The 14,311-nt window shown below is 55.9% G+C and carries 16 protein-coding genes and 1 pseudogene; 9 read left to right on the plus strand and 8 right to left on the minus strand.

The genetic code is table 11. The features are described 5' to 3' along the window. The first annotated feature begins 264 nt into the window (after window positions 1-264). From RRB22_12355 to RRB22_12375, 5 genes and pseudogenes are all read left to right on the plus strand, one after another. On the plus strand, window positions 265-573 hold the full coding sequence (locus RRB22_12355) for a transposase (protein ID MDT8385197.1): 309 nt from the start codon (window positions 265-267) through the stop codon (window positions 571-573). Further along, window positions 534-1,433: pseudogene (locus tag RRB22_12360) on the plus strand (IS3 family transposase). Before RRB22_12355 ends, RRB22_12360 begins: the two are co-directional and overlap by 40 nt. Before the next feature lie 554 nt (window positions 1,434-1,987). After that, entirely contained in the window at window positions 1,988-2,134 is a 147-nt protein-coding gene (locus RRB22_12365) for a lmo0937 family membrane protein (protein MDT8385198.1), read from the plus strand. 136 nt (window positions 2,135-2,270) lie between these two features. Continuing rightward, entirely contained in the window at window positions 2,271-2,492 is a 222-nt protein-coding gene (locus tag RRB22_12370; protein ID MDT8385199.1) for a hypothetical protein, read from the plus strand. A gap of 100 nt (window positions 2,493-2,592) precedes the next feature. Further along, complete coding sequence (locus RRB22_12375) at window positions 2,593-3,120, plus strand: hypothetical protein (GenBank protein ID MDT8385200.1); 528 nt, start codon at window positions 2,593-2,595, stop codon at window positions 3,118-3,120. A 249-nt stretch (window positions 3,121-3,369) separates the two neighbouring features. On the opposite strand, the gene RRB22_12380 is transcribed toward RRB22_12375, so the two are convergent. Both RRB22_12380 and RRB22_12385 read right to left on the minus strand, forming a co-directional pair. After that, window positions 3,370-3,675: a cytochrome c gene (locus tag RRB22_12380; protein ID MDT8385201.1), complete on the minus strand. Its 306-nt coding sequence runs from the start codon at window positions 3,673-3,675 to the stop codon at window positions 3,370-3,372. A 57-nt stretch (window positions 3,676-3,732) separates the two neighbouring features. Then, on the minus strand, window positions 3,733-4,494 hold the full coding sequence (locus tag RRB22_12385) for an elongation factor-1 alpha (GenBank protein ID MDT8385202.1): 762 nt from the start codon (window positions 4,492-4,494) through the stop codon (window positions 3,733-3,735). A 530-nt stretch (window positions 4,495-5,024) separates the two neighbouring features. Here RRB22_12385 and RRB22_12390 point away from each other — a divergent pair. Further along, window positions 5,025-5,426 carry a c-type cytochrome domain-containing protein gene (locus tag RRB22_12390; protein MDT8385203.1) on the plus strand — a complete coding sequence of 134 codons (402 nt, stop codon included), beginning with the start codon at window positions 5,025-5,027 and terminating at the stop codon, window positions 5,424-5,426. A gap of 27 nt (window positions 5,427-5,453) precedes the next feature. Here RRB22_12390 and RRB22_12395 read toward each other — a convergent pair whose 3' ends face one another. From RRB22_12395 to RRB22_12415, 5 genes are all read right to left on the minus strand, one after another. Beyond that, entirely contained in the window at window positions 5,454-5,867 is a 414-nt protein-coding gene (locus RRB22_12395; GenBank protein ID MDT8385204.1) for a RidA family protein, read from the minus strand. Window positions 5,868-5,902: 35 nt separating this feature from the next. Next, on the minus strand, window positions 5,903-8,071 hold the full coding sequence (gene spoT, locus RRB22_12400; GenBank protein MDT8385205.1) for a bifunctional GTP diphosphokinase/guanosine-3',5'-bis pyrophosphate 3'-pyrophosphohydrolase: 2,169 nt from the start codon (window positions 8,069-8,071) through the stop codon (window positions 5,903-5,905). A 122-nt stretch (window positions 8,072-8,193) separates the two neighbouring features. Beyond that, complete coding sequence (gene rpoZ / locus RRB22_12405) at window positions 8,194-8,472, minus strand: DNA-directed RNA polymerase subunit omega (GenBank protein ID MDT8385206.1); 279 nt, start codon at window positions 8,470-8,472, stop codon at window positions 8,194-8,196. 191 nt (window positions 8,473-8,663) lie between these two features. Continuing rightward, window positions 8,664-9,320 (minus strand): guanylate kinase, encoded by a 657-nt coding sequence (gene gmk, locus RRB22_12410; GenBank protein ID MDT8385207.1) that lies wholly within the window; start codon window positions 9,318-9,320, stop codon window positions 8,664-8,666. Window positions 9,321-9,405: 85 nt separating this feature from the next. After that, complete coding sequence (locus tag RRB22_12415) at window positions 9,406-10,260, minus strand: YicC/YloC family endoribonuclease (GenBank protein MDT8385208.1); 855 nt, start codon at window positions 10,258-10,260, stop codon at window positions 9,406-9,408. A 124-nt stretch (window positions 10,261-10,384) separates the two neighbouring features. Here RRB22_12415 and RRB22_12420 point away from each other — a divergent pair, with 124 nt between their 5' ends. Then, window positions 10,385-11,314 carry a serine/threonine-protein kinase gene (locus RRB22_12420; protein ID MDT8385209.1) on the plus strand — a complete coding sequence of 310 codons (930 nt, stop codon included), beginning with the start codon at window positions 10,385-10,387 and terminating at the stop codon, window positions 11,312-11,314. 1 nt (window position 11,315) lies between these two features. Continuing rightward, on the plus strand, window positions 11,316-12,158 hold the full coding sequence (locus tag RRB22_12425; protein ID MDT8385210.1) for a protein phosphatase 2C domain-containing protein: 843 nt from the start codon (window positions 11,316-11,318) through the stop codon (window positions 12,156-12,158). Window positions 12,159-12,175: 17 nt separating this feature from the next. Here the strand turns inward: RRB22_12425 and radC are convergent, their stop codons facing one another. Beyond that, the gene (radC, locus tag RRB22_12430) at window positions 12,176-12,850 is read right to left on the minus strand and encodes a DNA repair protein RadC (protein MDT8385211.1); all 675 of its coding nucleotides are present in this window, start codon (window positions 12,848-12,850) and stop codon (window positions 12,176-12,178) included. 151 nt (window positions 12,851-13,001) lie between these two features. Here radC and coaBC point away from each other — a divergent pair, with 151 nt between their 5' ends. Further along, window positions 13,002-14,219: a bifunctional phosphopantothenoylcysteine decarboxylase/phosphopantothenate--cysteine ligase CoaBC gene (gene coaBC, locus RRB22_12435; protein ID MDT8385212.1), complete on the plus strand. Its 1,218-nt coding sequence runs from the start codon at window positions 13,002-13,004 to the stop codon at window positions 14,217-14,219. The last annotated feature ends 92 nt before the right edge of the window (window positions 14,220-14,311 follow it).

Raw genomic sequence — 14,311 nt, forward strand, 5'->3', positions numbered from 1 at the left:
TCAAAACAAGTTGGGTTTCAGGCCTTCTTTCTTACTTCTTAACGGGACAGCAGTGAAAATCAATACAGCATAGGTTTTATTGGAGGTGCGATATTATCTTATCTTTTAATAGGTATATTGTTTACCATAGATTTAGCGTTAAAGGGGTCAGCGTTAAAGGGGTCAGAGCCCTTTAACAGGTTCCGTTAAAGGGGTCAGAGTGAACCTCCCCCAGTTTAACGGACACTTTTAATCAGAGGCAATCGTCTCTCAAAGGAGTGTCTCATGACATCACAACGCAGACCCTATAAAACCTATCCCGAAGCCTTTAAGCTTGAAGCCTTGCGCCTGTTGGAGGAATCCGACAGACCTGCCAGTGAGATTGCCAGGCAACTTGGCATCCGTAGAAATCAGCTTTACAAGTGGAAGGAGCAGATGACCAAACAAGGCAAAGTGCCCACCGCTAAACGCGGGCGGCCGAAGAAGGAAGACCAGAGCGAAATGGCCACCTTGAGGCAGGAGTTGAAACGGCTTCGGGAGGAAAACGAAATCCTAAAAAAAGCCGCGGCGTACTTTGCGAAGGAACTCAAGTGAAGTACGCCTTTATCCGGGAACATCATCACCAGTACCCTTTGGCGAGGCTGTGTGCAGTGCTGGACGTCTCTCGTAGCGGCTACCATGACTGGCTGGATCGACCCGAGAGCGCACGATGCCGTGAAAACCGCAAGCTGACCGATAAGATCAAACAACACCACCGGCAATCGCGAGGAATCTACGGCTCACCGAAGATCCACAAAGACCTGGTCACGGAAGGCGAGGCCTGTGGTGTTAACCGGGTAGCGCGCCTGATGAAAGAGGCGGCCATTCAATCAAAGATGGCGCGCAGATTTGTCATTACCACTGATTCGAAGAACACCGCGCAGCCCGCACCTGATCTGCTACAGCGACAGTTTATCGTCAAACGGCCGGACACCGCTTGGGTCTCCGATACCACGTTCATCCCCACCCGCGAGGGATGGCTGTATCTCGCCGTGATTCTAGAGCTCTTCTCTCGTCAGGTGATCGGTTGGTCCATGGGGAATCGGAACAACACTGAGCTGGTGCAAGAGGCCCTGACGATGGCCATCTGGCGCCGTGGGCAAGTGCGTGACATCATCGTCCATTCCGATCAAGGCAGCACCTATGCCTCGGGTGCGTACCGGCAACAGCTGCGTGATAGCCAATTGCGTTGCAGCATGAGCCGCAAGGGCGAGTGCCTCGACAACGCGGTGGCCGAAAGCTTCTTCGGTACGCTAAAGAACGAGCTGGTGTATCACGAGGATTACCATAGCCGAAATGAGGCCAGGCAAAGTATCTTTGAATACATAGAGGTGTTTTATAATCGGCAACGTCGTCATGCTTCGATAGACTACATGACACCGGTGGAATTCGAAGCACGATACGAGAGTAATTAAACCGTCCGTTTTATTGGGGGAAGCTCAGAGCCCTTTAACAGGTTCGTGGCGATGCCATTATTAATGGTCGTTCCTCGCTAGACTTCTGGATGAGCTGTTGAAGGCGGAGTCTTTCGAGTTTCTGCTGCCTGAGAGGCCATCGGCAAACCGCCCTGCACCTTCGATGACCGGATCAAGAGGGCGCCTGGTGCAGGCATAGCCAATCAGGTAGAGGCTGACAGGTGCCATTACGTTAGGCCTATCAGCAACGCACAAGCACATGAGCGGGAGTTCTCCCTAGATCCCTGGGGTGTTTTACCGAGCCTTCAGCACTCCATGAGTGCGGACTACGCTTAAACGCTTGTTTTTCACTGGATTTGAACTTTCTTTTCAACAGGCATATAGCGCCTCCTGTGCCATGCTTACTATGCGGTTCCTCAATCGTCTGTCATCTGCGAAGCAGCAATGCGCTTGAGCTGACGCCTGCATGCTGGCGTGGCTCAGCTTCAATGTTGGCCGGCAGTGACTGCCAGATCAGCAATTCGCCAAGTTCAGGCAAAGAAAGGAGAAGCAAAATGCTTGAGACCATTGCAATCATTCTGGTTGTCCTCTGGCTACTGGGTTTTGTCACCTCGTACACCATGGGCGGATTCATTCATGTCCTCTTGGTCATCGCGGTTGTGGTGATACTGATTCGTGTCAGTCGTGGCCAACGCCTGTAACGATGTTGGCGTGTTTCTATTTAGCGGGGCGCTAGGCAGAGCGGTTTGGTTGTTTGCGGCCCCGGATTTAATAGTCAATTCCAGGCGCACTGCCCGTGCTAGGTGTTCAAGGGTTCATTAAATAGGAGTAGACGAAATGAATGCAGTCAAAATTGCGGCACTCGTGTTGATCGTGGCCGGCGTCCTGGGATTGGTGTATGGAAGTTTTACCTACACGAAGGAGACCCATGATGCCAAGCTGGGACCGATTGAGCTGTCGGTAAAGGACAAGCAGACGGTCAATGTTCCAGTCTGGACTGGCGTGGGGGCGATAGCGATTGGCGGTGTGCTCCTGCTTTTTGGCAGCAAAAACCACTGACCTACGCAGCAGCCGCCCAACACTGCGCTTCAGCCGACGTCAGCGCTTATGCGCCTCCATGGCTGGGCTTGGTGTTAGGCACACAATTAAGGAGAAACACATGAAGCTAAAGAGCCCATTTATACTGATTCTTGCCGTTACCTGTCTTACATCGTTTTCTGCGTCAGCAGTACCGATTCAGCCAACAATCAAGAAAGGAGAAAGCTATGATGGATGGACCGACCTCATATTGTTCAAATGGGAAACAATTGATTCCCATGACTTTCACGTTTTCTTAGAAGACTCGAGCAGAGTACATGCGTACGCATGGAAGGTAACTGATGATCCAAATCAAGGATTACCTTACGTCACAATCACGAAAGATCTACTGGGCTATACAACCGACTGGACGCGTAGCCAAAATGAAACATTTAGTGCAGGGCTATACGTCCTAGATGAATATCTAGACGGAAAGTACACAGTTAACTGGTACCAAACCGATAATGCCGGGGCCAAGATCGCCGGAACCGAAGGAAAATATGCCGTCCCTGAACCGGGCTCCCTCTGGCTCACCGCCTTATTTTTGCCGCTCTTGTACCTATCCCGGCGCTCAACTCGGACGCTCCCCCAGCCAGCAAGCTTCGCTTAATGGCGGAGCATCTCTCAACTTCGAAATTATGACTCACAACAAAGGGAATGTGCCGTAGCAAATAAACTCTGGTTACGATTAGCGTATGAAGAGTTATGACTAATCAACAGGAAGCGGAACAACTATCCATGGAAGAACTGATAGGACGCGTATCCAAAGAAGAGAACTGGTGGTGGACCTGGAATCTGACTTCACCAAACCTTTAGTCGCAAAAATGGTGGGTCGATTGCCGACCCACCATTGGCCTGACTATTTCACACTGGAATAGAATGCGGCCAGATCCTCGATATCGGCGTCGCTTAAACCGCTCACCATGGAACTCATCATGGGGTCTTTACGCTCACCATCACGATAGGCCTTGGTCGCCTTGATCAGATAGGCCTCTTTTTGTCCGGCCAGATTGGGATAATTCGGATTATTGCTTTTACCGTTCTTCCCATGGCAACCCGTACAATTGGCACTCTTTGCCTCGCCCGCGGCGGCATCACCGGCCTGGGCACTGATGGCAAAACACATTGCTGCTGCCGACATCAACACTACGATTGTTTTTTTCATTTTTACTCTCCTTTTATAGTCACAACGGACCGTTTCTGGGCACTCCATTATCAGGACTTAAGAGACGACGCTACCCTTATCCTGAATCTCTTTTGGCAGGCGGTAAAACCACATCTGGTATACCGATACCAGCCATTGAATCGCGAATGCCACGCCCATCAGCGCCCCGCTTCCCATTACTACCCAGGCGAATGGCGAATACAGTTTGGTGAGATACCAGGAACCGATGTCGAGGATAATCGCGATAAATGGCACGATGATGATGATGCACTTGAGCCACAGGGGTTTGATGTAGGCATGGCAAAATATGGTGCTGACAATAAAAAAGATAAAGGTGATGCCAAACAGGTGTATGTGGGAGACGCGCACCAGGGTAAAGATATCCATACCGGTATCCAGCTCCGCCGTCGCTTTCAGCCCCTCAAACTCCTTGAAGCTCGGGATATGTGGATTCGACCCGTTATGGCAGGTGAGACAGCGCTTTTCGATGATTTGCTCTGCACCACTGCTGGCATAGGTTGCCTGCTCCGCGCCCGAACGTACCCAGGCGATGATCTGGTTCCGCTCTTCTCCCGGCAGCATATTGGCCATCGGCCCCTTTAACGCGGCCTCGAGACGTGTGTCCGATTTACTGCCGCTGTAGGCGATGATCAGATCATCTACCGACAAGGCGGGATTTCCATCCCGCCCGGCATGCGAGGAAAAGATATGGATCATGGCAAACAGATAACCAATACCCAGTACCACCAGGGTGCCTGTATACAGCACTTTCATGCCCATTGGCAGTGCGCTGAAGTGCATACAGTGCTGTTTATTCATTTTGTTCTCCTGTTATTCATCAGCGGATGTGTTCTGGCTTGAGGCCGTCAGTAATAACTCAAACTAGCTTGTTATCAGCTCGTTATTTTCAGTTTTTGGCGACCGGCCTTTTTTCCAGAAAGTATAGTCTATTCGGTTCATGCCACTCTTTGGCGCCTCTGCTACCAGGCAGGGTAACCGGCGGCGTCGTTAAATTGGCTTCTGCCCATAGAGATTATTTTTATTCCCCTGCCTTGCTCCCCCGATGGGGTGTGTCAGATACCGGCTTTTCCCGACCATCAGTACAAGCCCAGGCTGCACCACTTTTGTTACCTGATCTTTACGCTCATGTATATTAGCCTGCGCTAATATTTAGTGTAGTATGTGTCGAAAGAAATGCTACTCTTAAGTGAAAATGTTTTGTCGCATCTTTACCAGATATTTGCAGCATCAACAGAACAGCCCGCAAGTGGCCCACGTCAATCTCGTGGCGGATCATATTCATTGTGTATGACGCTTGTATGACTCTAAATTGAACCAAGGAAAATGCCATGCAAAACCGCAGCCTGACGATCGTCTATTCCCTGTTAGCATGTATTGCAACGCTGCTCGTGGCGGGTTGTGATGGCGGTGATAAGACGCAGCCCAAGGTTAGTTACTCCACAGACATTGTGCCTGTCCTCGAAAAACACTGTCTGGAATGTCACCTGCCGGATGCTCCGGGGCAGCTGGCCTCGGGGCTTGATATGTCCAGCTATGAATCCCTGATGAAGGGCACCCGATTCGGGCCTGTCATAAAGGCCGGGGACAGCCTTTCCAGCACCTTGATCATACTGGTTGAGGGCCGCGCCGACCCATCCATCAAGATGCCGCACGGTGAGCGGCCATCCCTATCGGCCGCTGAGATTAAAACCCTGCGCCAGTGGATCGATCAGGGCGCCGCGAAAAACTGAGGGCCTGTCCGTTTGTTCACGGCGTGGCTAGCCGCCCAGCACCATGATAGCGTCCATTTCCACCGGCACGTTTTTGGGCAGGCTCGCGACACCCACGGCGGCGCGAGCCGGATAGGGCGGCTGGAAATAATCCGCCATGACTTCGTTCACCAGGGCGAAGTGCGACAGGTCGGTCAGGAAGATATTCAGCTTCACTATATCCGCCAGGTCGCCGCCTGCCGCGCGCGCCACGGCCTGTAGATTATCAAACACCTGGCGGACCTGCGCCGCCATGTCACCCTCCACCACTTCCATGGTGTCTGCTCGCAATGGAATCTGTCCGGAAAGATAGACCGTATCGCCTACTTTTATTGCCTGTGAATAGGTGCCAATCGCCGCGGGCGCGGCATCGGTCTGAATCACGGTGCGTTTTTTATCGGTCTGCGCGGTGGCTGTATTCATGACTTTCCCTCAATCAATATCGAAATGTGTTCTGGTTATTTTGAACGGGCAATGCGGACGACGCTATCGATCGCTCGTACACGGCGGATGATGTTGGCGAGGTGTACACGGTCTCTCACCGATATCGTGAACAGCAATGACGAAAAGCGGCCATCGCGTTCGTCGATGGAGACGTTCTCAATATTGGCTTCCAGATCTGAGATCACCGCCGCCACGGTCGCCAGCACGCCCCGCTGGTTTTGGGTATCCACGCGGATCTCGACCGGATAGGTGCCCTCGACATTTTCCTCCCATTGCAGATCCACCCAGCGTTCCGGGTTATTCTGAAATTCCCGGATATTCTTGCAACCTCGCAAGTGGATTACTATCCCGCGCCCCGCACTGACAAAACCCAGAATCGGATCGCCCGGAATGGGGTGACAACATTTGGCAAAGGTCACGACCGAGCCTTCGGTGCCGCGGATCGCTAAGGGCTTGCTGCCCTGACGAGCGGAATTGGATTTGAGCCAGCCTGGGGCATAACGATTAAACATGCCCTTCATGCCCGCGCCTTGTTTCGCCTGACCGCTGATGCCCAGACTGATATCCGCAATCTGCCGCGCCACCAGTGACGCTACGCGATTACCCAAACTGATGTCCTGATACAGCGCCTCGCGTGATTTCACATTCAGCTGCTCGAGCAATTGGCCGACCCTCTCGGGCGGCACCTTGTCCCACGACATATCATTTGCTGCCAGGGCCTTGTCCAGCATGCGCTGACCCAGGCCGATGGCCTCATCCTGATGCAGATGTTTGAGGAAGTGACGTATATTCGCCCGCGCCTTTCCGGTGACCACAAAATCCAGCCACACCGGATTGGGTTTGGCGCCCGGCGCGGTGATTACCTCCACCGTTTCACCGTTATGCAGCACATTGCGCAATGGCGCCAGACGCCGATTGATCATGATCGACACGCAAGAGTTACCGATGTCGGTATGCACCGCATAGGCAAAATCCAGCGCCGTGGCGCCACGCGGCAGGGTCATAATATCGCCGGCCGGGGTGAACACGTACACCGCATCCGGGAACAGATCGATCTTTACGTTTTCGAGAAACTCTTCGGAATTGCCTGCATTCTGCTGCAACTCCAGCAGGCCCTTGAGCCATTCCGTGGCATGGCCCGGGGTTGCATCGCCGGTCTTGTACATCCAGTGCGCGGCGATGCCCGCCTCGGCCACCCGCTGCATATCCTGCGTGCGAATTTGCACCTCGATGGGAATCCCGTAGGGGCTGAACAGAATCGTGTGCAGCGACTGATAGCCATTGGCCTTGGGTATGGCGATGTAATCCTTGAAGCGGCCCGGCACCGGTTTATAGAGATTGTGCACGATACCCAGGACCCGATAGCAGGTGTCCACCTTATCGACCACCAGCCTGAAGGCGAACACGTCAAACACCTCGTTAAAGCTCAGGCCCTTGTTGCGCATCTTTTGATAAATGCTGTAAAGATGTTTTTCCCTTCCCTCGACCTGAAAATCCATGCCCTCGCTGTGCAGCCGCTCTTCCAGTGAGACGCGAATCTTATCGATGATCTCTTTTCGGTTGCCGCGCGACTGTTTTACCGCCTTTTCCAGAACCTGATAGCGCAGCGGATAGATTGCCCTGAAGCATAAATCCTCTAACTCGAGACAGATGTTCTTCATGCCCAGCCGGTTGGCAATGGGCGCAAAGATTTCCAGCGTCTCACGCGCTATGCGCCGTTTTTTATCCGGCCGCATCACACCCAGTGTGCGCATGTTGTGGAGTCGGTCCGCCAGCTTGATGAGGATGATACGAATATCCTTCACCATGGCGAGAATCATCTTGCGGAAATTTTCTGCCTGGGCTTCTGCCTTGCTGCCAAATTCAACCTGGGTGAGTTTGGTGACGCCGTCCACCAGGGTGGCAACCTCTTCACCGAACTCGCTGGCCAGTTGCTCGCGTGCGGTGGTGGTGTCTTCAATAACGTCATGCAGAAGGGCGGCGATGATGGTGTTGTAGTCCATCCGCATTTCGGCCAGGATTTTGGCCACTGCCAGGGGGTGATAGATGTAGGGCTCGCCCGTCAGGCGATGCTGGCCTTCGTGCGCCTCAGCGCCGAAAAGATAGGCCCGGTAGACTTCTTTAACCTGATCCGGTTCAAGATACCCTTCGAGCAGAGTACACAGATCATGGATTAAAAACACCGGGCCCTCACAATTTCACGGTTAGCCTCATGCGAAGCGGAGTGATCAAAGATTACATTACGACGTTACGAACCGGGCCTATCACCAATGCCTGCCGCTAACATGAAACGGGGTAGTACGGTCTACTCTTCGTCGGTCAACTCAGGGGTCTCGAACGCCGCCTCAACCTCGGCAACCGCCCGCGCCCGCTTTTCTTCGCTGGCCATGTCTTGCAGGATTTTGCTGGTGATCTTGCCTTCACCAATCTCACGCAGAGCAACCACGGTGGGCTTGTCATTTTCCCAGTTGACCAGGGGCTCTTTGCCGGCGGCCAACTGGCGGGCGCGCTTACTCGCCAGCAACACCAGCTCGAAACGGCTCTCTACATTTTCCAAACAATCTTCTACGGTAACTCGTGCCATGACGCCAAACTCCCAGTGATTTCACTACAATGCTGTCTACTAGTATGAGGCTGTGGCCCGACCGATACGGATGACCACAGGGGCCAAAAAGTCTACAGAATCATGCCCGAAAAGGCCAGAAAAAACGCCGGTAAGCCCTTAAAAATCTTAAAAAATCCTGCCGCGGTAGATCGGCGATTTTGCTGCGCACCTCAGTCCAGCAGCTCCCTTAACAGCCCCTGCAGGCTCACGGCCTGGCGGCGGATGGCCAGGCGCTGACTGGCGATGATCGAACGCAGGTCGTGCAGCGCCGTCTGGAAATCGTCATTCACCACGATATAGTCGAACTCGGGATAATGGGACATCTCGGCCTCCGCATCGCGCATGCGACGGTCGATGATCGTCGTGTCGTCCTGTCCGCGGTCGGTAAGCCGCTCCCGCAGGGCCTGCTTGCTGGGTGGCAGAATGAAGACCCCCACCGCCTGCGGGAAATGCCGGCGCACCTGCTGGGCACCCTGCCAGTCAATCTCCAGAATCACGTCCTGGCCCGATGCCAGCTGCGCCAGCACGGCGGCCTGTGAGGTCCCGTAATAGTTGTCGAAGACCTTCGCGTGCTCCAGAAAGGCCCCGTCCCCGACCATTTTGGTGAAAGTCGGCTCATCCACATAATGGTAATGGACGCCGTCCTCCTCGCCGGGCCGCCGGGCCCTGGTGGTGTGGGAGATGGACAGGCCGATGCCCTGCGCATTCTCCAGCAGGACCCTTAACAGGCTGGTTTTCCCGGCCCCGGAGGGGGCGGAAACGATGTACAGCGTGCCCTCGGCCTTATCGCCCTGACTCATCAACCGACCCTCCGCCGTTCCGCTCATGATCAATATTGCCGTTAAAAGACATTATTGCACTCCTAAATACCGTTAAATGTCGTTAAGTGTGCCGAACCAGCCCAGGCTGCGCTCACTCAATATTCTGGATCTGTTCGCGCATCTGCTCAATCAGTACCTTTAGCTCCACCGACACCCGGGTGGTATCGGTGTGTACCGATTTCGAACCCAGGGTATTGGCCTCACGATTGAGCTCCTGCATCAGAAAATCCAGCCGTCGACCCACGGGCTCGTCCTGCGTCATTACCCGCCGGACCTCCTCCACATGGGCCTTGAGGCGCTCAATCTCCTCGTCCACATCCGATTTGTTGGCCAGCAGGACGATCTCCTGCTCTAGCCGCGCCGGGTCCAGCTCGCCGGCGATCTCCGCCAGCCGCCGTTCCAACCGGGCGCGCGCGGCCTGCTGGATCTCCGGCAGGCGCGATTCGACCACTTTTACCTGCTCGTCGATGGCGTCACAGCGCGCCGCGATCACCGCCTGGAGCTTTTCCCCCTCCCGCGCCCGGGTGTCGAGCAGCTCGGTCAACGCCAGATCCAGCAGGGCCAGGGCATCCGCCGCCAGCCGCTCGGGGCCCTTTTCCGGGGCCTTGAGCACGCCCGGCCAGCGCAGGACTTCCAGGGCGCTGATCGGGGCCGCATTGTATAAAATTTGATCAATTTCACGGGTGGCGTGGGCGACCCGTTCCACCAGCGCCCGATCCAGCTCCAGCGGCTGCTGATCCGCCACCGCCGTCTGATAGCGTAGGGTCGCATCGATCTTGCCGCGGTTTATCCGTTTGGCGATCTGCTCGCGAATCGTCGGCTCCAGAAACCGGCACTCCTCCGGTAACCGCAGGCTGACTTCAGAAAATCGGTGATTGACCGATCTTAATTCCCATGCAAGTTGCCCATTTTCGGTGTCACCCTCCTGGCGGGAAAAGGCTGTCATGCTGCGTATCATCGTTAGTGCTCCAAAAAAGTGCTCCAAAAATTACACCAACCCGTCAAAGGATGGTGCAGTTTAACCGCAACTAAATGTAGGTTCCATTTACAAAAGCCCGGCTCTCCTATTTATGACTCAATCCGACATTGTCCTCCCCGCCGGCACTGAACTGGAACACTACCGGATCGACCAGACCCTGAATGCGGGCGGGTTTGGCATTGTCTACCTCGCCACCGATCTGCACGCCGAGCTGCGGGTGGTGATCAAGGAATACATGCCCAACAAGCTGGCCCAGCGACTGCCCGATGGTTTCGTCATGCCGCAGGGCGGTCAGCAGCAGGAACACCACAATGAGGGCATGCGCCTGTTTCTGCAAGAAGCCGCGGCGCTGATCAAGCTCAAACATCCCAATATTGTGCGGGTGCTGAATTTCTTCCGCGCCAATGGCACCGTTTATATGGTGATGGAATATCGCCCAGGCAAGAACCTGCAGGGTTACATCAAGAGCCGCGACGGTAATCTCAGCGAGACCTTTTTAAAAACGATCTTTCCGCCCCTGCTTGACGGTCTGCGGCTGGTGCATGAGACGGGTTTTCTGCATCTGGACATCAAACCCGGCAATATCCATCTCTGTCCCGGCGGCATTCCGCTGCTGCTCGATTTTGGCGCGGTGCATCCGCGCAACACCAGCCGTAAATTACAAGTCAGCCAGGTGGTCACCGCCGGATTTTCGCCGATGGAGCAATACAATCTTGGCGGCTACATCGGCCCCTGGACCGACATCTACGCGATTGGCGCCACCATGCGGGCCTGCATCGAGGGCTGCGCACCCCCGTCCGCCAAGACCCGCAATGAAAAGGACAAATTACGCTCCGCCAAGTCCGCCTTTAAACGGCGCTATTCGGCCTCCTTGCTGGAGGCGCTGGATTGGGCGATGGAGATGGATCCCCTGTTGCGGCCACAAACGGTCGATGAATTTCTGGCCGTCCTGCAGCGGGAAGATGCCGCCGAAGACAACCTGCTGGACAAGATCGTGCATACCCTGACCCGGCCCCTATAACATGAAGTATCAACTCAGCAAGACCACTCGCCTCGGTAATCGTGTTGTCAACGAAGACCGTATCGGTGTTGTCGAACACGACAATGCCGTGTTGCTGGTGCTTGCGGATGGCATGGGCGGCTATCGCGGCGGCCAGATTGCCTCCAGGTCGCTGGTCAATCGTATGTTGCGCCAATTTCAGCGTTCTACCTTACCGGTGGATGATCCTGGCGCCTATCTCAAGGAACTTATCGCGGATGCTCACCTCGCTGTGCTGCGTGCAGGCAATGAGCAGTACCCGCCCATCGAACCTCGTACTACCTGTGTTGTGTGTCTCATCCAGAATGGCTGCGCCTGGTGGGCGCATGTCGGCGACAGTCGCCTGTATCTGTTTCGCGGCGGCAAACCGTGCATGCGCACCACCGATCATTCCCGGATCGAGGAGATGCGTCGCAAGGGTAAACTCAGCGTCGAGGAACTGGACAATCATCCCCAGCGCCATCTGGTCACTCGCTGTGTGGGCTATCAGAAACACCCCCCGATTCCCACCGTCAGCGAAAAGATTCCGCTGGAAAAATACGACATGATCCTGTTGTGCAGTGATGGTCTGTGGGGGCCATTAACCGAGGACAGTCTCGCCGATACCCTGAGCCAGAACACCCTGGATCAGGCAGTAGAGCGCATTGCCTACCAGGCCGAATTTCGCAGCTACCCGGCGGCTGACAACATCAGCCTCATCACCTTCCGCTGGATTTCCGATGAGATTACGCCGCCGCAAAAACCAGAAAAGGTCGACACTGAACCCGATGAATTAATGCAGACGCTGGATGCGCTGGATCACGCCCTGGGCAAACAAGATTCCTGAACCCGTTGCGTCCCGCATCAGATCAGACCCCGCTCGGCAAACGACACCGTCGCCCCATCCCCCACCACTACATGATCCAGCACCCGCACATCCACCAGTGCCAGGGCGGCGGTTAGCTGCCGGGTAATCTCCCGGTCGGCGGCGCTGGGCTCCGCCACCCCGGAGGGATGGTTGTGGGCAAAGATCACCGCCGCGGCATTGTGCCCCAGGGCCTTTTTCACCACCTCCCGTGGATGCACACTGGCGCCATTGATGGTGCCCCGAAACAGCTCTTCAAACTGGATCACCCGATGCCGGTTGTCGAGATACAGACAGGAAAACACCTCAAAGGAATAGTCCCGCAGGCGCGCCATCAGATAGTCCCGGGTCTGTGCCGGATTTTCCAGGGCGCTGCCCCGCTGCAGGATTTCTGAAAAGTGCCGGCGCGCCATTTCCACGGTCGCCTGTAGCTGGGCGTACTTCGCCTGGCCCAGCCCCTCACCCTCGCAAAACTGTTTCAGGTCGGCATTCAGCAGTGCCCGCAGACTGCCAAACCGGGTCAGCAGATCACGCGCCAGATCGACCGCGGTTTTTCCCGGCACCCCGGTGCGCAGGAATATCGCCAGTAACTCCGCGTCCGACAGCGACGCCGCGCCGCGCTGCAACAGCTTCTCCCGTGGACGTTCCTGCAGGGGCCAGTCGGTAATCGGCATTACACGCTCCTTGTGCTTTTATCTTTATACCTGAATCCCTGAATCCGTGGCTTAACCGCGGATTCAGATATTATCCGCCAATTCGTATAAAATAGGCCCCTCTAAAATATCAGGGTCTCCCTGCCAGTCCAGGCACTATGCACACACTCCGATGAACAGCCTCAGCAACAAGCACATCCTACTCGGCGTTAGCGGCTCCATCGCCGCCTACAAGGCCGCCGAGCTGGTGCGCCAACTCAGGGCGGCGCAGGCCGAGGTGCGCGTGGTGCTCACCGAGGGCGGCGCCGAATTCGTTACCCCGCTGACCTTTCAGGCCCTGTCGGGCAACCCGGTACACACGGCCCTGCTCGACACCGGGGCCGAGGCCGCCATGGGCCATATCGAACTGGCGCGCTGGGCCGACGCGGTGGTCATCGCCCCGGCCAGCGCCAATTTCATCGCCCGCCTGGCCCAGGGTCGCGCCGACGATCTGCTCAGCGCCCTCTGTCTGGCCACGGCGGCACCCATCGCCATCGCCCCCGCCATGAATCAGCAGATGTGGGCCAATCCCGCTACCCAGCAAAACCTGCGCCAGCTCGGCGAGCGGGGCATACACCAGTTCGGTCCCGACAGCGGCGATCAGGCCTGTGGCGAGGTCGGCCCCGGCCGCATGCTGGAGGCGGAACCCCTGGCCAACCTAACCGCGGGTTTGTTTGAGAGCGGGTCGCTTGCCGGTCGCACCGTGCTCATCACCGCCGGCCCTACCCAGGAGGCCATCGATCCTGTGCGTTATCTCAGCAATCGCAGCTCCGGCAAGATGGGCTACGCCATCGCCCAGGCCGCTGCCGAGGCCGGCGCCACGGTGACCCTGATCAGCGGACCCAGCGCGCTGGCCACACCGCCGCGGGTCAGGCGTATCGACGTGCGTAGCGCGCAGCAAATGTTTGATGCCGTCATGCAGCAAGCTAAACACAGCGACATCTTCATCAGCGCCGCCGCAGTGGCCGACTATCGACCCGTGCAGGTCGTTGGCCACAAAATCAAAAAAGACGCGGACAGTATCAACCTGCAACTGCAACGCAATCCCGACATCCTCGCCGAGGTCGCCGCACTAAAACACGGCCCCTATACCGTCGGCTTCGCTGCCGAGACAGAGAACCTCGAACAACACGCACGGGAAAAACTACAAAGAAAAAATCTCGACATGATTGCCGCCAATCTGGTGGCTGAGAATATGGGCTTTGAAAGCGACGACAACGCCCTGCTGATCATCACGGCGGATAGCCTGCAGCAGCTTGCCACGGCATCCAAGACCAGCCTGGCCCGGCAGTTGATCGACGCCATCGCCCGCAACCTAACACCCGCACCTACAGCCCATAACCTAAAATAGGCGAATGTCTGGACCGTGTCATGGTGCCCCGTTAGCCGGGGCATAGCGCTTATCCAGCGCCGCGTGATTAGCTGTGGATAACGTAGCGTGTG

The organism is Gammaproteobacteria bacterium (assembly GCA_032250735.1).
Taxonomy (GTDB): domain Bacteria; phylum Pseudomonadota; class Gammaproteobacteria; order SZUA-152; family SZUA-152; genus SZUA-152.